Origin of the sequence: Pseudoxanthomonas sp. UTMC 1351 (genome assembly GCF_040948865.1) — a bacterium.
Lineage (GTDB): Bacteria > Pseudomonadota > Gammaproteobacteria > Xanthomonadales > Xanthomonadaceae > Pseudoxanthomonas_A.
The window spans coordinates 68,335-92,159 of sequence record NZ_JAVGJT010000002.1; the positions used below are offsets into that span (position 1 = coordinate 68,335).

Sequence of the window (23,825 nt, forward strand, 5' to 3'; positions counted from 1 at the left end):
ATCCGCCCTTCGGGCACCTTCTCCCGCAGGAGAAGGAAACTACGTCAGCCAACCGATCCTTCCAGGCTCACTTCCAGCAGCTTCTTGGCTTCCACTGCGAACTCCATCGGCAGTTCGCGGAACACCTGTTTGCAGAAGCCGTCGACGATCATGCTGACCGCGTCCTCCTGGCTGATGCCGCGGGCACGGCAGTAGAACATCTGGTCGTCGGAGATCTTGGAGGTGGTGGCCTCATGTTCCAGCGTCGCGGTCGGGTTCTTGACCTCGATATAGGGGAACGTGTGCGCGCCGCATTTCTTGCCGATCAGCAGGGAATCGCACTGGGTGTAGTTGCGTGCGCTGCTGGCATTGCGGTCGACCTTGACCAGGCCGCGGTAGGTGTTCTGGCCATGGCCGGCGCTGATGCCTTTGCTGACGATCTTCGACTTGGTGTTCTTGCCGATGTGGATCATCTTGGTGCCGGTGTCGGCCTGCTGGCGGTGGTGAGTCAGCGCCACCGAATAGAACTCGCCCACCGAGTCGTCGCCCAGCAGCACGCAGGACGGATACTTCCAGGTGATGGCCGAACCGGTTTCCACCTGCGTCCAGCTGATTTTGCTGCGCGCGCCACGGCATTCGCCGCGCTTGGTGACGAAGTTGTAGATGCCGCCGCGGCCTTGCTCATCGCCGGGGTACCAGTTTTGCACGGTGCTGTACTTGATCTCGGCATCTTCCAGCGCCACCAGTTCCACCACCGCCGCATGCAGCTGGTTCTCATCGCGCATCGGCGCGGTGCAGCCTTCCAGGTAGGACACGTAGCTCTTGTCCTCGGCGATGATCAGGGTGCGTTCGAACTGGCCGGTGTGGCCGGCGTTGATGCGGAAATAGGTGCTCAACTCCATCGGGCAGCGCACGCCCTTGGGAATGAACACGAAGCTGCCATCGGAGAACACCGCCGAATTCAACGCGGCGAAATAGTTGTCGCCGGTGGGCACCACGCTGCCCAGGTATTGCTTGACCAAGTCCGGATACTCGCGGATGGCCTCGCTCATCGAGCAGAAGATGACGCCTTTCTCGGCCAGTTCCTTGCGGAAAGTCGTGCCGACCGACACCGAATCGAACACCGCATCCACCGCCACGCCGGCCAGCTTGGCGCGCTCATGCAGCGGTACGCCCAGCTTGTCGTAAGTGTCCAGCAGCTCCTGCGGCACTTCATCCAGCGAAGCGTATTTGGCCTTGGGTGCGCTGTAGTAGCTGATGGCCTGGAAGTCGATGGGCGCGATCTTGAGCTTGGCCCAGTGCGGGACCGGCATGGTCAGCCAGTGCCGGTAGGCGGCCAGGCGCCATTCGGTCATCCATTCCGGTTCGTCCTTCTTGGCGGAAAGCGCGCGGACTACATCCTCGCCCAAGCCAGGCGGCAGCGAATCGGACTCGATGTCGGTGATGAAGCCGGCGTCGTAGCGGCGTCCCAGTTGTTCCAGGATTCCGGCGTTCTTGGTGGGAGTGTCGTTAATGGGAGCTGCTTCGGTGGCCATGGGGCTGCCTACTTGTTCAACGCGTGGCGACGCGCACGGCGATGGGGCGTCGTCGCGTGTCGTCGCTGGTGGAAGGGGAGCGCAGCATCTGCGCCAAGGTCACGCCGCGCAGGGCGTCGGCGACCACGTCATTGATCAGCCGCCAGTTGGCGCGGGCGCTGCATTGCTGGGCGATGCCGCAGTGGCTGTCGTGCTGGCTGCACTCGGTCATCGCCAGCGGCCCTTCCATGGCTTCGACGATCTCGATCAGGGTAATGCCGGCGGCATCGCGGCTCAGGCGGTAGCCGCCGTGAACGCCACGCAGGCCCTCGACCAGCCCGGCCTGGGCCAGCGGCTTGAGCAATTTGCTGACGGTGGGAGTTTCCAGGCCGGATTGTTCGGCCAGATCGGCCGCGCTAAGCACCTCGCCTGGCCGTGCGGCGAGCACGGTCAAGACCACGGTGGCGTAATCGGTCAGTTTGGTGACGCGAAGCATGGCGGGGCGGGACTCCTAAAGCGTACCGAAATTGTACTCTTTTGAAGGCGCCCGGCCAAGCGGGCCTTGATTCAGGCTGCCGGCGAGCCTTGGCCGCCATGCAAGCATGCCAATGAGTTAGGCGGAGATATTCCGAAGACGGCTGCATTAGGACTTGGGATCGGGCGCGGACTAGGCGAGAATCTCCGGCTTACGCTCACTCCCCTCGGAAGCCGCATGCCCCGCAAGATCGAAGCCAGAAAGTCCGACATCCATGGTAATGGCGTGTTTGCCATCGCACCGATCAAGAAGGGTGAGCGGGTTGTCGAGTACAAGGGCAAGCGCCGGACGCACGAAGAAGTCGACCAGGACGATAGTGGCGATGTCGACTCCGGCCATACGTTCCTGTTCACGCTGAACGACGAGTACGTCATCGATGCGAACTACAAAGGCAACAAGGCCCGGTGGATTAATCACAGCTGCGCCCCGAACTGCGAAGCCGTGATCGAAGAGCACGACGGCAAGAACCGCAAGAAGGACAAGGTTTTTATCGAAGCGGTCCGCAACATCCAGCCGGGCGAAGAACTGACCTACAACTACGGCATTACGCTGGAAGAAAAGCACACCGCCCGCCTGAAGAAGATCTGGGCCTGTCGCTGCGGTAGCAAGAAGTGCACCGGCACCATGCTGCAGCCGAAGAAGTAGCCGGCCTCGGAACAACGCGACACCGGCGCCGGCCCAGGGGATTTTCGGGTGGGATGCAGCGGTAGGGAAAAAGGTTTGCATGACTAACGCCAGTCGGTGATCGCCCTGGTCTGGCGTAGTTTGCGCGTCATGCGGGCGTGGGCCCCAAGGGAGTGGGTTGATGCGTAAGGTTTTATCCGTCTTTTCCATTTTGGGGATGGTCTCGGCGCCGGCGATGGCCGTTGAGGTCGATGGCCGCGTCGATCCCGCCGAGTGGCAGGGCGCCCGGCATGTCACCGATTTCCGGAAAGTGCAGCCGCTGACCGGAACGCCAGCCTCGCAGCCGACGGAAGCGTGGATACTCGCCACGCCCGATGGCCTGGCGATCGCCTTCAGAAACGTCCAGCCCGTGTCCGTGCCGCGCACCCGTCAACGGGTGCGGCGTGATTTCGATGAACAGGTCGACCGGGTCAACCTGATGATTGATTTCGACGGCGATGGGCGTACCGGATACAACTTCACGGTGTCTTCTACCGGCGGCATCTCCGATGCGGTCATCACCAACGAAAACCAGTTCAATGATGACTGGGACGGCAATTGGCGATATGCGGTCAGCGAGGATGCTGAGAGCTGGTCGGTGGAGATGTTGATCCCCTGGTACATAGCGCCAATGCATAAAGCGGACAGCGATCAGCGTTCCATGAAGATCTATCTGGACCGGGTGATCGGCTCGACCGGCGAGCGCTCCGCATGGCCGTTGGCCAGCTATGAACGCCCGCGCTTCCTGTCCGATTTCCACGAGGTGGAAATGCCGCACTACGAGCAGGCGTTGCTCGCCGTCACGCCCTATGTTTCAGGCCTGTACGACAACGTTCGCAGCCTTGCCGACTACGAAGGCGGCCTGGACGTGCTGTGGAAGCCGAACGGCCAGTTTCAGATGACCGCCACCGTCAATCCCGATTTCGGCCAGGTCGAAAGCGACGATTTGGTAGTCAACTTCAGCGCCACCGAAACCTTCATCAGCGACAAACGTCCGTTCTTTACCGAGAACCAGGGCTTGTTCGAATACAACACGCCGTCCGATGACAGCCAACTGCTCTACACGCGCCGCATCGGTGGCCCGGCGGACGACGGCAACGGCGCCGGTGACATCACCGCGGCGGTTAAGGTCAACGGTAGTCTGGGGCAGACCAAGTACGGCATATTTGCTGCTGACGAGGCCGACGAAGCGGGACGCTCGTTTCGCGCGCTGCGGCTGGTGCGCGACTTCAGCACCCAGAATCTGGGCCTGATGCTGACCCAGGTCGAGCGGCCTTATCTCGACCGCGAAGCGACGGTATTGGGCATGGACCACGACTGGCGCCCGACCGCACGCTGGAATATCCGCACTCGCATATTCGGCAGCGAGATCGAACAGCGCGGGGAGACCACGCGTGGCCTGGGTGCGACGGTGTGGGCCGACTACGAAATGGATCGCGGCTGGCGCCAACAATGGATCGCCATGCATTTCGGCGACGAGTTGCAGATCAACGATGCCGGTTATCTGTCGCGCAACAGCACCAACTACCTGCATTGGGACGTGAAGAAGCGCTTCGCGGAGCAGCCGGAAACCTCGCGCTATTCTTCCAAGGAATGGCGTTGGCGCATCAGCAGCAACCACAACAACCATGGCGAAAAGCTTGCCGACCAGTTCCGCATGAGCCGCGAGAGCCGGTTGCGCAATGGCAGCTATGAGTACGCACAGATCAACATCAACGGCGCCGGCGTCGACGACCTGCTGACCCGCGGCAATGGCTCAGTGAAAATGCCATGGCGCTGGAATGCATATTTCGAGTACACACGGCCGCGCAAGGGCAACTGGGCCCACGAGGTCTATGCCGATCTGATCACCGGCGGTTTGGCCGGTAGCCGCAAGGTCGGCTATGCATTGGAATACGAAGCGACCTACTTCATCAGTGACGCTTTCAGCGTGTACGGCGGCGTGTATGCCGACATGACCCCTGACTGGCTGATCTGGCAGCGGGACAATCTCATCGGCAGCTACAAGGGCCGGGAATGGCATGTCAGCGCCGGATTGAACTGGAACATCGGCAGCAAGCAGGAGTTGCGCGTCAAACTGCAAGCGCTGGCCGTGGATGCAGACGCCTTGGGCGCGTACCGGGTGGCGTCGACCGGAGACGCCATGGCCAGCGACGATACGATCGATGATTTCAGCCTGAGCAATCTTGGCTTCCAAGTCCGTTATCGCTATGAACTGGCGCCGCTTTCCTATCTATATGTGGTGTACGGCCGTGGCGGCTTCGATAGAAACGACTATTCGGACGACGCCAGCCAACTGCTGAACGACAGCTTCGGTCTGCGCGACGACGAGCAACTGCTGGTGAAGCTGAGCTATCGGTTCGAGATATAGAGGCGATGAGTGGCAAGAAGACGTTTTCACACCGGATAGCTATCAGGGGCAAAAATTCCCGTCATCCCGTCATCCCGTCATCCCGTCATCCCGGCGCAGGCCGGGACCCAGTGCCTTGCGGGTCCGATAAACGATTGCCATGACTGACGCGAAAGTTTCCGCGGGCGCGCGCCCGTCGGGCCCATCACTCCAAGCCAGGCACCGCACCGATATCGCGGTTGAATCGCACGACCACACGCCCGTTTTCAATGTTCGTCGACACGACCTGCAGATCGCCCAGCAGCGCTGCCGTTGCCGGATCCAACTGGTACAGCGGTTCTTTTTTGGCGTAGTCGGACAGCCACAGGTTGATCAGCATCTGGGTGCGTCCATCGACTTGCTGCCCGGGCGAAGCGGCATCGATGCGATCCAGGGTGGGCTGATCCAACAGCAGCGCCCGTTGCTGCGGGTCGAAGCGTAGTCCGCTGCTCAGCCAAAGCCGGCCAATAGGCGTGGCTGTGCCGCCTCCAGAGGCGGCCTTGGCATCGATGCCCAGCATGAGGCGTTGGCCTTCCGCGGGAATCGAGAGCTGCGGGTCGCTAAGGGTCAGTGTCAAAAGCCCGCCCAGTGTGTCGTAGTCCTGCGGGAACTCGGCGCTCAGATGCTGCTGTACCTGAGCAGCGGTGACGCTGACTTCATTGCCCTTTACCGTCTGCGCCCAGACAGCAAACGGCGCGCACGACGTCAGCAGGAGCGCCGCACTAACGCGAAAAAAAACACTTCGAAATTTCTTCATCATTGCCTCAACGATCATCGAGTTTCACCAGAATCCTGCCGTCTTCGATCAAGGTCGCACCGATGCGCTTGTTCGCGGGCAGGCGGTCCAGCACATCCGCATCGATACGGTAGACCGGTTCTTGATTGGCGTATTCCGTCAGCACAGCATTGACCAGCTCGCGCGTGCCGCTTTCCTTCAGTGACCCGGAACCAGGTACTTCCACATCAATGATTTCCGGGTTCAGCAAGTGCAGGCCCCGCGTTGCCGGGTTGTAGCGCAGGCTACTGGCCAGCGCGAAATGGCCTTTGCTTACCTCTCCGACACCCATCGCGCGAACGCCGATGTCGAAATCCATCCGTAGCCGCTCGTCGCCTGGCGGGATAGTCAGCCGGGGATTGCTGAGCGTGGCCGATACCAATCCGCCCAGTTTGTCGAACTCACGCGGGAAGCTGTTGTTGAGATGCCGCTGCAGCTGCGGCTGCGTGAAGCTGATCTGGTTGCCCAGATAGCCGGAAACCGTGTTCATGGCCGCGCAGCCGGCAAGCGACAGTAGGGCGAGTAATGCGAAGGCTGAATTCAGATGGCGGCGTGGGTGCATGGTCGAACTCGCGGAAAGGTAACCACCTTAGCCAGCGGGAGTGAACACAGCCTCAATCGCGAGTGCCCTACGGCAACGGATGCGGGCTGGGTTTCGATCGCCCGTGCCTCAAGCAAGCATGCTCATTCGCGCTGCTGCATTGCCAACCGGAGCCCCAACGCCACGAACACGCTGCCAGTTGCCCAGCGCTTCCAGCGATCGAAACGCGGGTTGGCCGGAGCACGTCGCCCGAAACGACCGATCAGCAGCGAAAGCGCGAGACTGTGCGTCAGGCCAATCACCGATAACAACGCGCCGAGCATCAGGAATTGCAATGGCACCCAGCCACGTTCGGGCTGGACGAACTGCGGCAGGAAGGCCAAGAAGAAGATGGCTACCTTGGGATTCAACAATCCGGTCACGACCGAGCGTAAATACACGTTAGGGGCTGGCGCAGAGGGTGGCGTCCGTACCACGGCTCCGGTGTCGAAAGTGCGGATGTCAGCGGTGGGCGTGCGCTCGCGCCACGCCTTGATGCCCAGCCAAATCAGATAGGCCGCACCGGCGTACTTGACCAGTTCGAAAGCCATCGCCGATGTGGCCAACACCGCCGACAAGCCCAGGCCGGCAGCCAGGGCATGAAGCAAGGTGGCGGTCTCCAGCCCCAAGGCGGCCTGAGCGCCGCGACGAGTGCCGCCCGCCAGGGCCTGGGTCGCTATCCAAGCTGTGCCTGGACCTGGGATCAGTACCAGTGCTGTGGCAGCGGCGGTGTAGGCAAGCAAGGTGGTGCTGTCGAACATGGAGAAAACGTTCATGAAATGCGCCCGCCAATGGAGAGCCGTAGCTTACGCGCGGTACCGATCAATCGACGCGGTTGCCTTGCTTCAGGCCCTTGATGAATTCGCCCATGTGCTGACGCAGGGGCGCGAACAGATCGTCGGTGTCTCCACGATGTTTCAACATCAGGCCGCTGAGCAGCTTGGTACCGATGACCAGGGCTGCGCGCTCGTCGCCGGTGAAGCCGCGTTGCCGCTGGGTTGCTTCCAGGATCCGCATCCAGTCGTCGTGGCAGCTGTGTTCGAACTCGATGGTGCAGCGGCCACTGCATGCTTGGCCGTCCTGCTCGATCGGGGTGACGGTGATGCGGTAGCGATGTTTGTCGTTTGCCATGGGATTCTGCCGGAGAAGCGGAAAGCCATCCCAAGATAGGCCCGGCGCAAACCGACGGCGAGTGTTACCGCCGCGATGCACTGTTCCAGGCACTTGGCGGTTGGACGTTTAGGTTCAGCGTGGTCGCGGGGTGTTGAAGGCCTGCATTAGCGGCAGAGGATCGTAGGCGCCATTCCGGCCGTAGATGCCATAGTGCAGATGCGGTGGCGTGCCGCGGGCGTTGCCGGTGGTGCCGACCACACCCAAGGGATCTCCAGGCCGCACCAGATCACCGGTTTGCAGGCCTGGCGCCCAATCATCAAGGTGCGCGTAGTAGTGGCGTTCGCGAGCCGGGCCCAATACCCACACCTGCTTACCACCCAGGCCGCCGTCACGCACCGACACCACGATGCCGCGGGTACTGCTGAACACCTGTGTTCCACGCGGTGCAAAAATATCCACCCCGGCGTGAGTACGGTCGGTTCCGCGCGGCGCGCCGAACGTATCGGCGATTCGTCGTGCGGTCACTCCATCGACCGGCACGGGAAGGGCGGTTGGCGGCGGCATGCGCGACAACTCCCACAGCGTGCGCGGCTTCGCCATGAAAGGCTGCCTCCACGCCCAAGGCAGCAGCCATGCCGCCAGCGCCATGAGTATCAGCCACGTCAGCCAGCGTCCCACTCCGCGACGACGCGGTGTGGACGGGGTGCCTTGTGGAGGCGAGGGCGCTTGCACGCTAGGAGAATTAAGCCTGGCCGGATAGGTTTGCCTGACCTGCCAACTGCTGCTCCAGTCGGGACTTCAGTGCGTCGTCGAGCTTGAGTTGCCGCGCCAGTTCATCCAGATATGCGCGCTCCATGAAGTTCTGGTCGTCGGCGACCAGCAGACTGGCCAGATACATTTCCGAAGCGATCTCCGGCGTGGTGCCCGCCTTGGCGACTTCCGCCGGATCCAGCGGCTTCTCCAACTCGGTGTGCAACCAGGCCTGTACGGCATCGTCCTGATGGATGCGAGCGAACTCACCTTCGATGACCTGGCGCTCGCGCGCGTCAACATGGCCATCGGCTTTGGCGGCGGCGACCAGCGCTTTGAGAATGGCCTGGCTGTGCTGCTCAGCCAGAGGGGGTGGCAGGCGATCGACGGTTTGCGGCTCCGTCTTGACCGCGCCTTCCTGCTGAAGCTTGTAATCGCCATAGGCTTTGTAGGCCATGACGCCCAAGGCGGCCAAGCCACCATAGGTCGCCAATTTGCGCGTGCTTTTGTTGCGGCCCAGCAACAATCCGAGTGCGCCGCCGGTCAATGCACCTTTGCCGAAGTCGGCGTTGAGAACACTGCCGGGTTTGCCGCTACCGCTGCCGCCTTGGCTGGATTTGAGGAGGTGGTCGAGAAAACCTTGGATATTCATGCGTGGCGCTCCGTTCGGGATTTCTATAGGTGCGGGCTGATAAGCCGCGCATCAAGTCCGCGCCCCGATAGCCATTCGGTCGGCGTGATGAAGAACGCGCCGCAGCGCGTCCGGATGGCGCAGAAACAGGTTTCTATCGTTCTTCAGGCGCAACGTCGCGACTCACCGGCATCGGCATGCCGACACCACTCCCGCAGGGGAGCTGCGTGAAGAAGCAGGTCACTAAACCCAAAACAAAAAAAATCGGGACGGCGAACCGTCCCGATCGGGTATTACGGATGAAGCGGCAGATCAGGCCGCGGCGTCCTTGAGCTTCTTGAGCGGACGCACTTTGACCTTCACGGAAGCCGGCTTGGCGGCGAACCACTGCTCTTCCTTGGTGAACGGGTTGATGCCCTTGCGCTTCGGCTTGGCCGGAACGCTGACGGCGGTGATCTTCAGCAGGCCCGGCAGGGTGAAGGCGCCAGCGCCTTTCTTGCTGACGGAAGCATGGACGGCGCTTTCCAGCGAAGCCAGCACGGCGCGCACGTCTTTGGCGGCCACGGCGGTGGCTTCGGAGATGTGGGCAACCAGACCCGACTTGCTCAGGGCTTCCTTGATCGGCTTCGGTGCGGCCGGCTTTGCAGCGGCCTTCGGTGCGGCTTTCTTGGCGGCCTTTTTCGGCGCTGCTTTCTTCGTGCTCTTTGCCATATATGTCCTGTCTTGCAGTCTGTAGGTGGGTAATCGGGCCGAAACGTGTCGGCAAGCGAAATGTAGGGCAAAGCCAACGCGCCGCCAAGTGCAAAAGCGATAAAAAAGCTTCTTTTTTTGCTTTTTTCTGTTGTTGGTGCGGATAAGCGGCCGGTTCGGCCGGAAAAAATCGTATTTGGTGGATCGGCCAACCTATCGCCGACCGATCCATCTGCTACGCTCGCCACGTCGGCCAGCAGCTTGCGAATTGCTCTGGCCAGCGATAACGAACGCTCAATCTTCTTCCTGCCGAGGCTTGTAAGCCTCTGTCAGCTTCTGCTGGATGTTGGCCGGCACCGGCTCGTAGTGGCTGAAATCGAGGTTGTAGCGTCCACGTCCTGCGGTCGCCGACTTCAGTTCGGCAGCGTAGCCTTCCAGTTCCGATAGCGGCACCTGCGCTTTCACGACGATCTCGCCGCGGATCGAATCAGTACCGTTGATGCGGGCCCGCTTGCTTGCCAAGCCGCCGGTGATGTCGCCTACCTGCGATTCGGGTGCACTGACCTCCAGATCCACCACCGGCTCCAGCACCTGCGGTTTGGCTTTGGCGATGGCGTCCAGGAACGCTTTCTTGCCCGCTGCGGCGAAGGCAACTTCCTTGCTATCCACCGGATGATGCTTGCCGTCGTAAACGATCACCCGTACGTCCTGTAGCGGATAACCGGCAATGGCACCGGCTGACAGCACTTGGCGTACGCCTTTTTCCACTGCCGGCAGGAACTGCCCGGGAATGGTGCCGCCTTTGACTTCATCGACGAATTCGAAGCCGCTGCCGCGCGCCAGCGGTTCGACGCGCAGGAAGACTTCGCCGAACTGGCCCGCACCACCGGTTTGCTTCTTATGGCGATGGTGGCCTTCGGCCCGCGCACCAATGGTCTCGCGATAGGCGATGCGCGGAGGATGGGTCTTCACTTCCACGCCATGACGTTCCTTCAGGCGGTCCAGCATGATCCGCAGATGCAGATCGGATAAGCCGCGGATCACGGTTTCGTTCAGTTCGTTCTGGTGTTCGACGACAAAGCCGGGATCTTCTTCGGCCAGTTTGTGCAGTGCCGTGGAAAGCTTCTGCTCCTGGCCCTTGCTGGCCGCCTCGACCGCAAGGCCGAACATGGGTTTGGGGAAATCGATCGGCGCCAGATGGATTTCGTCTTCGTCATGGCTGTCGTGCAGCACCGCATCGAAATGCAGTTCTTCCACCTTGGCGATGGCGGCGATATCGCCGGGGATGGCCTGTTCCACTTCCATGTGGTCCTTGCCCTTGAGCTTGAACAAGTGACCGACTTTGAAGGGTTTCTTGCCATCGTCGACGAACAGTTGGGTGTCCTTCCGAACGGTGCCCTGGTACACGCGGAACACGCCCAGCTTGCCGACGAAAGGATCGTTGACGATCTTGAAGACATCCGCGATGACGTGTGCCTTGGCGTCGGGCACGGCTTCGATGGGTTTGGCCGATGCGCCACGACCTTTGAGAAAAGGCGGCGGGTTGGCTTCGGCCGGATTGGGGAAAAGCTGCTCGGCGATGTCCAGCAGTTCTTTGACGCCTGCGCCGCTACGCGCGGAAGCGAAGCACACCGGCACCAGATGGCCTTCGCGCAGGCATTGCTCGAAGGCATCGTGTAGCTCCTCGCCAGACAAGCCACCTTCGCCAAGGTCCAGATAATGTTCCATCACCGTTTCGTTGATCTCGACGACCTGGTCGATGATTTTCTGGTGCCATTCTGCAACCGGACCAAGGTCGGATTCCCCGGTGTTGCGGCCATAGCAGTCAACGACGGATTTTCCGCCATCCACCGGCAGGTTGAGCGGCAGGATTTCGGGGCCGAACTCCTCGCGCAGGTCTTGCAGCACCTGGGCGCAATCGGCGCCTTCATGGTCGATCTTGTTGATGACGATGGCGCGGCAAAGTCCTCGCTGCTGCGCGCGTTCCATCAGCCGGCGGGTTCCGTGCGCCACGCCGGTATCGGCATCGACCACGATCAACGCGGTCTCCACTGCCGACAACGCCGACAACGTCGGGCCGCGGAATTCCGGGTAGCCGGGGGTGTCGATCAGGTTGACGTGGATGCCGGCATGGTCGGTGCTGGCGATAGCGGTATCGATGGAGTGGCCGCGGCTTTTTTCCATCGGGTCGTGATCGGATACGGTGGTGCCGCGTTCGACCGTGCCTGCCGTCTGTAGGGCGCCGCCGGCATGCAGCAGGGCTTCGAGGAGCGTTGTTTTGCCGGCGCCAGGGTGGCCTGCCAAGGCCACATTGCGGATTTGCTGAGTACTGTATGCCATGAGGCCATTCCTCCCATGATTGAGAGTCCGGCCGGGAGTGGCCGGGCCTTTGCGGAGCAGGTCCGCATATGCCGTCATGGCTGTCCGGGCAAAAGGGCGACCCGTGAGCGGAGCGCTCCGCGAGCGGTCATGGCGGGCGGTCAGCATCCGCATGCGGGCCAGGGTGGTCAAGCCGCAGTGCGGTACAGGGGCAAATGAGTAGCCGCCCACGCCGCCACGCACCCGGTGCAGCGCCGCAGCTTGGGGAATGTATCGGCATGTGCTTTCTCGCTCTTCCTTGTGCCGGACACAGGGCGCCACGGCACCGGCGGCTACCTGCTGAGATATGCCCGGCGTGAACATCGGCCGGTGTAAGCTGCGCGTTCCCCCCTGACCCGAGGATGTGACCATGGCTTTGAAACGTTATGCCGATGCGGTATGGAATGGCGACCTGCAAGCTGGCAAGGGAACCATCTCGACGCCGCAAAGTGGCCTGTTCGACGCCCAGAACTATTCGTTCAAGACGCGCTTTGGCGACGAGAAAGGCACCAATCCGGAAGAACTGCTGGCGGCCGCGCATGCGGGCTGTTTCAGCATGGCGTTGTCGGCGGTGCTGGGCAAAGCGGGGTTCACCCCGGAAAAAATCCAGACCCGTGCCGAAGCCACGATGGAGCCGGGCATGGATCCGGGCCCGACGGTGACTGGCGTCAAGTTGATCGTCTCGGCCAGTGTGCCGGGGATCGACGAGGGGAAGTTCAAGGAAATTGCCGAACAAGCCAAGGCGGGTTGCGTGATCTCGCGCGCGCTGTCGGTGCCGGTATCGCTGGAAGCGACCTTGCTCTGAGGGAACTAGTCAATCGAACCATCCGTTTGACGGTGGTTCGTGACTTGTGAGTTGATGCCGCGCACGACATCCATCCGTTCGGCCCTGCTCATCCATGGCGCTGGCGGTGGCGGCTGGGAATGGAATCTTTGGCGCGGCGTGTTGCGAGCTAACGGTATCCACGTTTGCGCACCGGACCTGCAGCCATCCGCTGCAGGTCTGGCCGCAACGCGCTTCGGCGACTACGAAGCGCAAATGCGGGCCGCGCTGTCGGTGCTGCGTTCTCCGCGCGTGGTGATCGGCGCCAGCCTCGGTGGTTTGGTGGCGATGCGTGTCGCCGACCTGGCCGATGCCGTGGTGCTGGTGAATGCTCTGCCGCCCGCGCCCTGGCACCGCGAGTTGCCGCCGCGTGATTGGCCGACGATTGTGCCGTGGCGAAACAATGCGCGGCTGGTTTCCACTTTGCGCTCGCTGCCGGATTCCGACGAGGCGACCGCGTTGTATGCATTCCGGCATTGGCGCGATGAATCTGGTGCGGTCTTGCGCCAGGCCTATGCCGGTATCCAGGCTGAGGCACCCAGATGCCCAACGTTGTTCGTCGTTTCCAGCAACGATGAAGACGTACCGCCGCCGCTTTCCGTAAGAATCGCGTCCGCGTGGTGTGCCGAGGTGGTGCAAACGGGTTCGATCAGCCATGCGGGACCTCTACTGAGTCACACGGCGGCTGCCATCGCCGGACAAACTGTCGCATGGCTAAACAGGAAAGGGGCGGCGGGCGGAATTCAGACTGCTTTAACGGCGCTGGCCTGACGATGCGATTGCGCTGATCCGGCGCGGGGAGACCCGTCATGAATTATTTTTCCGCCGTTTTGCTTGCCGCGGGACTGCTTGCTTCCACGAGTGCCAGTGCGCAATCGTCAGGCTATTACGGTTCCGGCTATGGCGCGCAATACGACTATGCGCGAGTGATACGGGTCGATCCGATCATCGAATCCGATGGTTATCGCGACACTTCCGTCAATTCGCAACGTTGCTATTACCGCCAGGCCGATGATGTCTATGCACGCGACGACGGCTATTACCCGAACGGCGGAGACTACCGCGGAGACGACTACTACCGGGACGATGGCTACCGCAGCGGCGGTAGTGAAACCGGGAGGACCGTCGCGACGGTCATCGGCGGCATCGCCGGTGCCGTGCTGGGCAGCAAAGTAGGCGAGGGTAGCGGCCGTTACGTTGGAACGGCGGTAGGTTCCATGGTGGGCGGCATGGCCGGACGATCCATCTACAACAGCTCTCAGCGCAACCGCCAAACGCAACAGGGCACCGTGCGGGTCTGCGATCCGGTGCCCACCAGCGGACGCGGTGGCTACAGCGACCACTATGGTGATGGTCGTGTCGCCGGTTATGACGTGACGTACGAGTATGCGGGCCGTACATACCACACCCGCACAGACCATCATCCCGGCGACCGGATCCGCGTGCGGGTGGATGTCCGGCCGGAGTGACCGCGGGCACAAGCACCGACTTCCGCAACATCCATGACATGGGGCCGCAAGGCTCCATGTTTGTTTTGAGCCCCATGTTCGTTTCGAGACTTATGTTCGTTTGGGAACTGTAACCACGGGGGTTGCCGGTCCGCGACGGCGCGCGCATAGTCCCGGTCGATCGTGAAGAGGAGCTCCATATGCGCTTTTTGGTGGGGATTGCTGCGTTGTGCCTGGCTAGTGCAAGCACGTGGGCCACACAGGTGCAGGTACTGACCGCGGCACGTGTGCATACCTCCGACCCGCGGCTTCCCATTGCCGAGGCGATCGCCTGGGACCAGGAAGGGCGCCTGCTTGCGGTGGGGGATTCGGATGAATTATTGGCCCGTTACCCGGACGCTCGGCGAATCGAGGCGACAGGTAAGACGGTGATTCCGGGTCTGGTCGATGCGCACGGCCATGTGATGGGGCTGGGTTATGCATTGATACGTGCGGACCTGGTGGGTGCGCGCGACAAGGCCGAAGTGATCGCACGCCTGAAGACCTACGAGAAGCAGCTGCCCGCGGGTGCATGGCTATTGGGAAGCGGTTGGGATCAGAACGACTGGCCAGGCAAGGCATTCCCGAGTGCGGCGGATCTGGACGCCGCTTTCCCGGAACGCCCGGTCTGGCTGGAACGCGTCGATGGTCACGCGGGCTGGGCCAATTCGGCTGCTTTGCGTGCCGCTGCCGCAAGATCGGACAAGCCGCTCACGGGTGATTGGCAGCCAGGGGGTGGGCGTATCGAACGTATCAACGGCCAGCCTACCGGCGTCTTGGTCGACGCGGCGATGGCGCTGGTGAATGCCGCAGTCCCTGCGCCGGATGAAGCCCAGCGCGAGCAGGCGCTTGCCAAAGCGTTGGATATGGCCGTGCGGCATGGCCTGACCGGCGTCCATGACATGGGCGTATCGCGGGACGACCTTGCGCTGATGAAGCGTTTTGCCGACGCCGGCCGCTTGCCACTACGGTTGAGCGCTTACGCTGATGCCGATAGTGCTGCGTTGGCCGATCTCTGCGCCCAGGGACTCTATCGCCACGAAAGCGGGCGCCTGCAGATGCGTGGCGTCAAGTTCTACATGGATGGCGCGCTGGGCAGCCGCGGTGCGGCCCTGCTGGAAGACTACAGCGACGACCACGGCAATCGCGGCCTGTTGCTTACCCAGCCGGCCGCATTCGAATCGGCCGTGCGCAAAGCCAAAAAGTGCGGTGTGCAGGTAGCCACCCACGCCATTGGCGATCGCGGGAATCGCCTTGTGTTGGACACCTATGCGCGTGTCCTAGGAAATACGAAAGACAGCGACCACCGCTGGCGCATCGAACACGCGCAAGTCGTTGCGCTCGACGATATTCCGCGTTTCGCATCGCTAGGTGTGATTGCCTCGATGCAGCCTACCCATGCCACCTCGGATATGCCGTGGGCAGAGGATCGCATCGGGCCACAGCGCATCAAGGGTGCCTATGCATGGAGGCGTTTCCTCGGCAGCGGTGCACGCTTGGCGTTGGGTTCCGATTTTCCGGTCGAATCGCCTGATCCGCGCTTGGGGCTGCATGCCGCGGTGACGCGACAGGATCGAGCAGGTCAACCACCGGCGGGATGGAAGCCGGACCAACGGTTGACCACGGCCGAAGCCTTGCGCGGCTTCACCGCCGATGCCGCGTATGCGGGGTTCGACGAAGACGAAGTAGGGCGGCTGGTGGCAGGACTGCGCGCGGATTTCGTGGTCCTGGACGAGGATCCGCTGGCGATCCCGGCGGGAGGGCTCGACGAACTGCACATCCGATCCACGTGGGTCGACGGCAAACCTGTATTCCAAGCCGCGCCTCGATAGCCACCCGTTGCGCGCTATCAGGAACGCGCCGCAGCGCGTCCGTATGGCGAACAACAATAGGGAGGGCTCAATCGCTCTTTAGCTTCTATCGTGACCTGACGGGAAGGACGCCCATGGAGCTCCTACCGAAGATGAGTGAGCCAAGACTTTCCGGCGGCCGCGAATCCGGGGTGAAACCGAAATTACCAACGGATATGCCCGCTCACCACCGTTTGCACCTGCCCACCCGACCAGACCTCGCCTTTGGCATCCACGTGCAGTTGCAGTAACGCGTCATGACCGACTTCGCGGCCTTGGCTTACGACATACCGGTCGCGGCCACCCGGCAGAGCGTTCTGCGACTTCAGCCACGCAGCAAGCGTGGCATTGGCAGCGCCCGAAGCCGCGTCCTCGAATGCAGCGGGCGCACCGACGAAAGCGCGCACCGCCAGATCGTAAGGTTGTCCGCTGGCGCGCGCATAAGCACATACGCCCATGCTGTCCGTCGCCCGCGCCAACGCCGCGATCGCTGTCCAGTCTGGCGAAGCCGCGCGCAGGCTGGCTTCGTCCTGTAGCTCCGCTAGCCACCACCGGCGCCCGCCATCGACCAGTGCGGGACGAAGCGCGCCAGCGATCAGGCCTTGCAATGCACCGCGCAGCAGTTCGTTCCGGTCTGGGGCGCCGATTTCCACTACTTTGGCGCGCGGTGTGCGCACCGCAATGGTGCGCGTTGAGCCTTCGCCTTCCACCTGTAACGGCAGCAGGCCGGCAATACCTTCCTGAACCAGCACGCCGTCGCGCGGGATGGCCAAGCCAGCGTCCAGCACGGCGTGCGCGGTGCCAACGCTGGGATGGCCGGCGAAGGGCACTTCACGGCGTGGACTGAACATACGGATCGCGTAGCTGGCTTCGGCCGTGGTGGCGGGGAACACGAACGTGGTTTCCGGCAGGCGCGTCCAGCGGGCGATGGCCTGCATGGTGGCATCATCGAGCCCGCCTCCGTCCAATACCACCGCCAGCGGATTTCCTGCACCAGGGCGGTCGGCAAAGACATCGAGTTGGACAAAACGGCGTGCGGTCATGAGAGGAGTTTGCGCAGTGGGGTCGCGCAGCTTAGCAATTCACGCTGCCGCGGATGATCGGCTGTACCTGTCCGCCGATCCACACATTGTCCGCGTCATCAATGGCGATTTCGATTTTCCCATCGCGGCCCAGTTCGCGGCCCTGGCTGGCGACATAGTGCCGGCCTGTTCCAGGTAAGCGGCCGGCCTGCAGCAGCGCCGCGGCGATGCAGGCATTAGCGCTGCCAGTGACGGGGTCTTCCGGAACAGCATCGCCGGGACAGAAGACGCGCAAGGTGAGCTGATGGTCCTTGGCGTTGGCCATCGCGAATACCGCCAACCCCACCGCATCGCTCGGCGCTGTAATCGTGCCGATACGCGCATAGTCCGGCGTGAACCCGCGAACCGTCCCCGCATTGGCCAGCTCGACCAGCCACCAGTGGGGGCCGTTGTCCCACAGCGCCGGCGCCAGGGCGCCGCGCGGTATGCCGGCAAAAGCCGCTTCGATCTCTGGGCGGTAGTGCTGGGAGCCAGCCACTTCCTGCGCGCGCGGCGCGCGGATATGAATCTTGCGTTGTGGACCTGTGTCATCAACGCGCACAGGCAGCAGGCCGGCCGCGCATTCCTGTATCAGTTGCTGCTTCCCGCGGACCAGACCGGCATCCAACGCCGCCCAGGCGGCGCCGACACTGGGGTGGCCCGCGAAGGGCAGCTCCCGAAGGGGAGTGAATATGCGTACGCGATAGTCGGCTTCGGCCGTGGTGGGAGGTAGGAAGAAAACGATTTCCGACAAGTTCGCCCAAGCGGCATAAGCCTGCATGGTGGCGGTATCCAGGTCCCCGGCATCGAACACCACGCCCAAAGGATTGCCCGCGCCGGGACGGTCGGCGAAGACATCGAGTTGCAAGTAGGGATGCGAGGTCATCCGGGGAGTCTTTAGGCAAGCGCTTCGTTTAGAATCGAAGGTTCACGCCCGAAGGTCGGGCAAGCCCCCATTCTATCCATGCCTTCTGCCTCTACCGCTTCCGATCGTTGGATCGTCCTCAAGTTTGGCGGCACCTCGGTGTCGCGTCGTCACCGCTGGGACACGATTGGCCGCTTGGCGAAAAAACGGGCGGAGGAAAACGAGGCGCGAGTGCTCGTTGTGGTGTCGGCATTGTCCGGCGTCACCAATGAGCTGACCGCGATTGCCGATGGCGCAACGGACGCCACGGCGCGTGTCGCCGGCTTGGAACAACGGCATCGCGATTTCGTCGCCGAACTGGAATTGGATCCGGATGCTGTGCTCGGCGAACGCCTGGCGGCGTTGCGCGGTTTGCTGACCGATCCGCGCGCCACGACGCGTACGCTGGATTGGCAAGCCGAAGTGCTGGCACAAGGTGAACTGCTTTCGTCCACCTTGGGTGCCGCCTACCTGCACGCGCAGGGTTTGGATTTCGGTTGGATGGATGCGCGGAATTGGCTGCAAGCCAGCATCCTGCCGAATCAGAGCGCATGGGCGCAGCGGTTGTCGGTGTCGTGCGGCATCCAGGCGAGTGATGACTGGAGTCGCGCATTCCGCGAACAGCCGACGCGCATGTTGCTGACCCAGGGTTTTATCTCGCGCCATGAAGACGGCGGTACTGCCGTGCTGGGACGGGGTGGTTCGGACACGTCCGCTGCGTATTTCGGTGCGTTGTTGGGCGCGCAGCGGGTGGAAATCTGGACCGATGTGCCCGGCATGTTCAGCGCCAATCCGCGTGAAGTGCCGGACGCGCGCCTGCTGACGCGGCTGGATTATTACGAAGCCCAGGAAATCGCCACCACCGGCGCCAAGGTGCTGCACCCACGTTCCATCAAGCCCTGCCGCGACGCCGGTGTGCCGATGGCGATCCTGGACACCGAGCGTCCGGACCTGCCGGGCACCAGCATCGATGGCGGTGCGCTGACGGTACCCGGTGTGAAGGCTGTCAGCCGCCGCAACGGCATCTTGCTGGTGTCGATGGAAGGCATCGGCATGTGGCAGCAGGTGGGCTTCCTGGCGGATGTGTTCGCGCGCTTCAAGAAGCACGGCCTGTCGGTGGACTTGATTGGTTCGTCTGAAACCAACGTCACCGTATCGCTGGACCCCAGCGAGAATCTGCTCAATACCGACGTGCTGGCTGCATTGTCGGCGGACCTTTCCGAGATCTGCCGAGTCAAGGTGATCGCGCCGTGCACGGCCATTACCCTGGTCGGCCGCGGCATGCGATCGTTGCTGCATAAGTTGTCGGACGTGTGGGCGATGTTCGGACGCGAACGCGTGCATCTGATCTCGCAATCGTCCAACGACCTCAACTTGACCTTCGTGATCGACGAGGCCGATGCCGACGGCCTGCTGCCAGTGCTGCACGCGGCATTGATCGACAGCGACGCCATGCCGGTGGAAGAGACCAGCGTGTTTGGTCCGCGTTGGCGCGAAATCAACGGTGCCGTCCGTCACCGCGGCACGCCGTGGTGGCATGGCCAGGCGCAGCGTACGCAACTGCTTGCATTGGCACAGGCCGATACGCCGCGCTACGTCTATCATTTGCCGACGGTCCGCGCACGTGCTCGTGCCTTAGCCGCGATTAGTGCCATCGATCGACGATTCTATGCAATCAAGGCGAACTCTCACCCGGTGCTGCTGCGCACTCTGGTTGAGGAGGGCTTCGGCCTGGAATGCGTCTCGCAGGGCGAACTGGAGCGGGTGTTCGAAGCCGTGCCTGAGTTGGCGCCGCAGGATGTGCTGTTCACGCCAAGTTTCGCGCCGCGCGCCGAATACGAGTTCGCGTTGTCTCGCGGCGTTATCGTCACGTTGGACAACGTGGAAGCATTGCGTCAGTGGCCAGAGCTGTTCCGCGGCCGTAGCCTGTGGCTACGCATCGATCTGGGCCGCGGCGATGGCCACCACGACAAGGTCAAGACGGGCGGCAAGACTTCCAAGTTCGGTTTGCCATTGGCGCGGTTAGAAGAGTTCCTGGCGCAGGCCAGATCTCTGGATAGCCACATCATTGGTTTGCATGCACATCTGGGCAGCGGCGTGGAAACGCCGCAGCACTGGCGTCAGGTCTGCGATGAACTGGGCGGCATTGCCGATCAGATTGGGAGCATCCAAAGCATCGATATCGGCGGCGGCTTGCCCATTCCCTACAGCGCCGACGATGAGCCTTTCGATCTGGGGGCCTGGAGTGCCGGTTTGGCGGAGATCAAGGCTGCCTACCCGGGATATCAACTGATCGTCGAACCAGGCAGGTATCTGGTAGCGGAATCGGGCGTGCTGCTGACCCATGTCACCCAGGTAGTGGACAAGGAAGGCATTCGCCGGGTCGGTGCCGATGCGGGCATGAACGCATTGATACGGCCGGCGCTGTACGACGCTTGGCACGATGTGGCCAACCTGAGCCGTTTGGACGATAAGACTGAAATCGCGTTCGATGTGGTCGGACCGATCTGCGAATCCAGCGATGTGTTCGGAAAGCGTCGGCGTCTTCCAGCCGCCACGGCCGAAGGCGACGTGCTGCTGTTCGCCGACGCTGGTGCCTATGGCTATTCCATGGCAAACACCTACAACCTGCGCGCGTTGCCGGCGGAGGATGTGATTGATGACGCTGGAACCTGAAACCGCTTCCCTGTTTCAAGGCGTCGCAATTGATTGCGGCGCTTGCGCTGGGCTTCATTGTTTTCTTCTGCCGCCGCCAATAGTGCGGTGTCCCACAAATAGCTTACCTATCTGACTTGGCCTTGACCCCCGATCCTGCGTTGCTCGTCGTCACCATAGTTCCGCTATGCCTTCTCCTCGCGCCTTGGCTCGGGGGCCAATGCACGGCGTCATATAGGCAAGCTATTTGCGGGACACCACACTTGCGCCGCCAGTTGCGTGTCACCACAGGTAATCATGATCAATTTCGATAAAACCAAGATTCAGTCGTTCCGCTTCGCCCGGTGTTCACTCGACGCGGAGACGGGCGTGGCGCGATTGGTCTACGCCTTCGACGATGGCCCGGAACTGACGGAGACCGTCACTATCCCAGGCGCGCCCTTCGCGTTGAATGCTGAGCAAGAAGCCGCCGCGCAACGCGCGTTGCGCCTGCTGCATCTGATCACCGGCGTCAGTTACTACAAGGCCGCGGTACCCGCTGAAATACGCATTGACGGCTACGCCATCGATTCCGCTACCGCGGTGCTGCTGGAGCAAACCTATGTCCACGGACTGGGCGAGTTCGCGTATCGCAATGGCTTGAACCTGCATGGCCGAATTCGCTTTCCCGTGAGCCAGTCCTCAGTCGCGCCCGCTGCCGCGGCATTAGGGTTGCGCCAGCACGCCCTGGTGGCCATCGGCGGCGGCAAGGATTCGCTGGTCAGCATCGAAGCGCTGCGTTCGGCCGATGTGGAGCAGACGGTTGCATGGATAGGAGGTTCGCAATTGATCTCCGTCTGCGCGGCGCGCACGGGACTGCCCACGTTGAACGTCGGCCGCGCATTGGCGCCCGAGCTTTTCGAGTTCAATCGCCAGGGTGCCTGGAACGGTCACATTCCGGTGACGGCGATCAATTCCGCGATCCTGGTGCTGGCCGCGGTGCTGCACGGTGCGAATCAGGTGGTGTTCTCCAACGAACGTTCCGCCAGCTACGGCAGCATGATTCCCGGTACCGGCGAAGTGAACCATCAGTGGTCGAAAGGTTGGACGTTCGAACAGATCTTTGGCGAGTATGTGCAAACGCATGTCGCCGCCGATCTTCACTACTACTCATTGCTGCGTCCGCTGTCGGAACTGGCGGTCGCGCGTCAGTTCGCCAAGACCGATCACTACGACGCGCATTTTTCCAGCTGCAACCGTAACTTCCACATTCTCGGCGAACGCCCGGTCAACCGCTGGTGCGGCGTCTGCCCCAAATGCCATTTTGTCTTCCTGGCGCTGGCGCCGTTCATGCCCAAGCCGCGACTGGTCAGCATTTTCGGGCGCAACGTGTTGGACGATGTCTCGCAAGTAGGCGGTTTCGACGCGCTATTGGAATACCAGGATCACAAGCCGTTCGAGTGCGTGGGCGAAGGCCAGGAGTCGCGCGCTGCGATGGCCGCCTTGGGTGAGCGTCCAGAGTGGCGGGAAGACGCCTTGGTCGCACGCTTTAATCAGGAAATCCGGCCGCAGTTGGATGTGTCGGAACTCAAGACCGCGCCCTTGCTGGAGCTCACCGGCGAACATCGCATCCCCGCTGCGCTGTGGGAGCGCCTGCGTGCGAATTTCGCAGCTTGATAGTCACCGTGTCGCGTTGTGGGGCTGGGGCCGCGAAGGGCGCGCTGCTTACCATGCCATCCGCCAACGCCTTCCCGCGCTGCCGCTGACACTGTTCTGCAATGCGGAGGAAGCTGCCGAAACCGTGGCGTTGCAGGACGCCCTCCTGAAGGCGGAGACCCGCGTCGATGGAACCACGCTATCGGCGTTCGATGTGGTGGTGAAGTCGCCGGGCATCAGTCCTTACCGACACGAAGCATTGGAAGCGGCGGCAAAAGGTACGCGCTTCATCGGCGGTACGGCGTTGTGGTTCGGCGAACATGGCGATGCGGCCGGATACGCGCCGGGGACCTTCTGCGTTACCGGCACAAAAGGCAAAAGCACCACGACCTCGCTGCTAGCGCATCTACTGCGCGCGGGCGGCTTTCGAACCGCATTGGCCGGCAACATTGGCCTGCCTTTGTTGGAAGTGCTGGAGCCGCAACCGGCTCCGGATTACTGGGCGATCGAGCTGTCTAGCTATCAGACTCGTGACGTCGCGATCAGCGGGGTCCATCCCGATGTGGCGGTGGTGCTGAATGTCTTTCCCGAGCATCTGGACTGGCACGGCGGAGAAGCACGTTATATCGAAGACAAGCTGGCCTTGGTGACAGGAGCGCGGCCGCGTGTCGCGGCACTGAATGCCGCCGACCCTCATCTTGCGCGGCTTGTATTGCCTGATAGCGAAGTGCGCTGGTTCAACCGCGAGGATGGCTGGCATTTGCGTGGTGATGATCTGTACCGAGCCGAACGCTTTGTCCTGGATACCACCACGGTGCCACTACCAGGCCGGCACAACCGCAGCAATCTGTGCGCGGTGCTGACGGCTATCGAGGCGGTTGGCATTGAAGCCGCTCCGCTGGCGATGTCCGCCCAGTCTTTCCGGCCGTTGCCCAATCGCCTGCAGACCGTCGGTGAGCGCGACGGCATTGTCTACGTCAACGATTCCATCAGTACGACACCACACGCGAGTCTAGCGGCGCTGGATTGCTTCCGTTCCCACCGCGTCGCGATTCTGTTGGGCGGCCATGATCGGGGGCTGGATTGGGAAGATTTTGCCGCTCGAATGCGTGAGCAGCCGCCTGCGGTCATCGTCACCATGGGCGCCAATGGGGCGCGCATCCATGCATTGTTGGAGCCATTGGTGCAGGTGGGCGGTTTCCAGCTTGCAGCCGCGAATGGGTTGGTCGAAGCGATGGCGCAAGCGCGTCGGTTGCTTGAGGGAAGAGGCGTGATCCTGCTCTCGCCCGGCGCGCCAAGTTTTGGACAGTACAAGGATTACGTGGCACGCGGCCGGCACTTCGCGGAGATCGCAGGATTCGACCCGGATACGATTTCTTCGATCCCTGGGTTAGGAATCGCCTAACGCTGTCCTTCTGTAGGAGCGCCGTCTC

Annotated in this window: 21 protein-coding genes; 9 read left to right on the top strand and 12 right to left on the bottom strand. The window is 62.2% G+C overall.

Features of this window, described 5'->3' with window-relative positions:
- Positions 1-44 precede the first annotated feature (44 nt).
- A complete protein-coding gene (gene sufB / locus AB6O04_RS01335) occupies positions 45-1,514 on the bottom strand; it encodes a Fe-S cluster assembly protein SufB (protein WP_368561813.1) in 1,470 nt (489 codons plus the stop codon).
- A gap of 16 nt (positions 1,515-1,530) precedes the next feature.
- Positions 1,531-1,989, bottom strand: a complete 459-nt coding sequence (locus AB6O04_RS01340) for an SUF system Fe-S cluster assembly regulator (RefSeq protein ID WP_368561814.1) — start codon at positions 1,987-1,989, stop codon at positions 1,531-1,533.
- 216 nt (positions 1,990-2,205) lie between these two features.
- Between AB6O04_RS01340 and AB6O04_RS01345 the strand changes: the two genes are divergently transcribed.
- Both AB6O04_RS01345 and AB6O04_RS01350 read left to right on the top strand, forming a co-directional pair.
- Positions 2,206-2,673: an SET domain-containing protein gene (locus tag AB6O04_RS01345; RefSeq protein WP_368561816.1), complete on the top strand. Its 468-nt coding sequence runs from the start codon at positions 2,206-2,208 to the stop codon at positions 2,671-2,673.
- 160 nt (positions 2,674-2,833) lie between these two features.
- Positions 2,834-5,062, top strand: coding sequence for a DUF5916 domain-containing protein (locus tag AB6O04_RS01350; RefSeq protein ID WP_368561817.1), 2,229 nt, complete (start codon positions 2,834-2,836; stop codon positions 5,060-5,062).
- A gap of 184 nt (positions 5,063-5,246) precedes the next feature.
- Here the strand turns inward: AB6O04_RS01350 and AB6O04_RS01355 are convergent, their stop codons facing one another.
- The 8 genes from AB6O04_RS01355 to fusA all read right to left on the bottom strand — a co-directional run bounded on the left by AB6O04_RS01355 (position 5,247) and on the right by fusA (position 11,959).
- Positions 5,247-5,837, bottom strand: a complete 591-nt coding sequence (locus AB6O04_RS01355) for a DUF1439 domain-containing protein (protein WP_368561818.1) — start codon at positions 5,835-5,837, stop codon at positions 5,247-5,249.
- Between the two features lie 7 nt (positions 5,838-5,844).
- The gene (locus AB6O04_RS01360) at positions 5,845-6,345 is read right to left on the bottom strand and encodes a DUF1439 domain-containing protein (RefSeq protein WP_368561819.1); all 501 of its coding nucleotides are present in this window, start codon (positions 6,343-6,345) and stop codon (positions 5,845-5,847) included.
- Positions 6,346-6,539: 194 nt separating this feature from the next.
- Positions 6,540-7,211 (bottom strand): LysE family translocator, encoded by a 672-nt coding sequence (locus tag AB6O04_RS01365; protein WP_368561820.1) that lies wholly within the window; start codon positions 7,209-7,211, stop codon positions 6,540-6,542.
- Positions 7,212-7,257: 46 nt separating this feature from the next.
- On the bottom strand, positions 7,258-7,566 hold the full coding sequence (locus AB6O04_RS01370) for a DUF3861 domain-containing protein (RefSeq protein WP_368561821.1): 309 nt from the start codon (positions 7,564-7,566) through the stop codon (positions 7,258-7,260).
- Between the two features lie 114 nt (positions 7,567-7,680).
- Complete coding sequence (locus tag AB6O04_RS01375; RefSeq protein ID WP_368561822.1) at positions 7,681-8,196, bottom strand: M23 family metallopeptidase; 516 nt, start codon at positions 8,194-8,196, stop codon at positions 7,681-7,683.
- 94 nt (positions 8,197-8,290) lie between these two features.
- Positions 8,291-8,950 (bottom strand): tellurite resistance TerB family protein, encoded by a 660-nt coding sequence (locus AB6O04_RS01380; protein WP_368561824.1) that lies wholly within the window; start codon positions 8,948-8,950, stop codon positions 8,291-8,293.
- 291 nt (positions 8,951-9,241) lie between these two features.
- Positions 9,242-9,640 carry an HU family DNA-binding protein gene (locus tag AB6O04_RS01385; RefSeq protein WP_368561825.1) on the bottom strand — a complete coding sequence of 133 codons (399 nt, stop codon included), beginning with the start codon at positions 9,638-9,640 and terminating at the stop codon, positions 9,242-9,244.
- 273 nt (positions 9,641-9,913) lie between these two features.
- Complete coding sequence (fusA, locus tag AB6O04_RS01390) at positions 9,914-11,959, bottom strand: elongation factor G (protein ID WP_368561827.1); 2,046 nt, start codon at positions 11,957-11,959, stop codon at positions 9,914-9,916.
- Between the two features lie 388 nt (positions 11,960-12,347).
- On the opposite strand from fusA, the gene AB6O04_RS01395 reads away from it, so the two are divergent.
- The 4 genes from AB6O04_RS01395 to AB6O04_RS01410 all read left to right on the top strand — a co-directional run bounded on the left by AB6O04_RS01395 (position 12,348) and on the right by AB6O04_RS01410 (position 16,119).
- Entirely contained in the window at positions 12,348-12,782 is a 435-nt protein-coding gene (locus tag AB6O04_RS01395; protein ID WP_368561829.1) for an OsmC family protein, read from the top strand.
- A 54-nt stretch (positions 12,783-12,836) separates the two neighbouring features.
- Positions 12,837-13,571 carry an alpha/beta hydrolase gene (locus AB6O04_RS01400; protein ID WP_368561831.1) on the top strand — a complete coding sequence of 245 codons (735 nt, stop codon included), beginning with the start codon at positions 12,837-12,839 and terminating at the stop codon, positions 13,569-13,571.
- A 38-nt stretch (positions 13,572-13,609) separates the two neighbouring features.
- Complete coding sequence (locus AB6O04_RS01405; RefSeq protein ID WP_368561832.1) at positions 13,610-14,269, top strand: glycine zipper 2TM domain-containing protein; 660 nt, start codon at positions 13,610-13,612, stop codon at positions 14,267-14,269.
- 179 nt (positions 14,270-14,448) lie between these two features.
- Positions 14,449-16,119, top strand: coding sequence for an amidohydrolase (locus AB6O04_RS01410; protein ID WP_368561833.1), 1,671 nt, complete (start codon positions 14,449-14,451; stop codon positions 16,117-16,119).
- Positions 16,120-16,301: 182 nt separating this feature from the next.
- On the opposite strand, the gene AB6O04_RS01415 is transcribed toward AB6O04_RS01410, so the two are convergent.
- Together AB6O04_RS01415 and AB6O04_RS01420 are read right to left on the bottom strand one after the other, a co-directional pair.
- A complete protein-coding gene (locus AB6O04_RS01415) occupies positions 16,302-17,180 on the bottom strand; it encodes a PhzF family phenazine biosynthesis protein (protein ID WP_368561834.1) in 879 nt (292 codons plus the stop codon).
- A 31-nt stretch (positions 17,181-17,211) separates the two neighbouring features.
- The gene (locus AB6O04_RS01420) at positions 17,212-18,084 is read right to left on the bottom strand and encodes a PhzF family phenazine biosynthesis protein (protein WP_368561836.1); all 873 of its coding nucleotides are present in this window, start codon (positions 18,082-18,084) and stop codon (positions 17,212-17,214) included.
- A gap of 78 nt (positions 18,085-18,162) precedes the next feature.
- Between AB6O04_RS01420 and AB6O04_RS01425 the strand changes: the two genes are divergently transcribed.
- From AB6O04_RS01425 to murD, 3 genes are all read left to right on the top strand, one after another.
- Positions 18,163-20,778, top strand: coding sequence for a bifunctional aspartate kinase/diaminopimelate decarboxylase (locus AB6O04_RS01425; RefSeq protein ID WP_368561837.1), 2,616 nt, complete (start codon positions 18,163-18,165; stop codon positions 20,776-20,778).
- A 276-nt stretch (positions 20,779-21,054) separates the two neighbouring features.
- Positions 21,055-22,413, top strand: coding sequence for a UDP-N-acetyl-alpha-D-muramoyl-L-alanyl-L-glutamate epimerase (gene murL, locus AB6O04_RS01430; protein ID WP_368561839.1), 1,359 nt, complete (start codon positions 21,055-21,057; stop codon positions 22,411-22,413).
- Positions 22,394-23,797, top strand: a complete 1,404-nt coding sequence (murD, locus tag AB6O04_RS01435) for a UDP-N-acetylmuramoyl-L-alanine--D-glutamate ligase (RefSeq protein WP_368561841.1) — start codon at positions 22,394-22,396, stop codon at positions 23,795-23,797. Before murL ends, murD begins: the two co-directional genes overlap by 20 nt.
- The last annotated feature ends 28 nt before the right edge of the window (positions 23,798-23,825 follow it).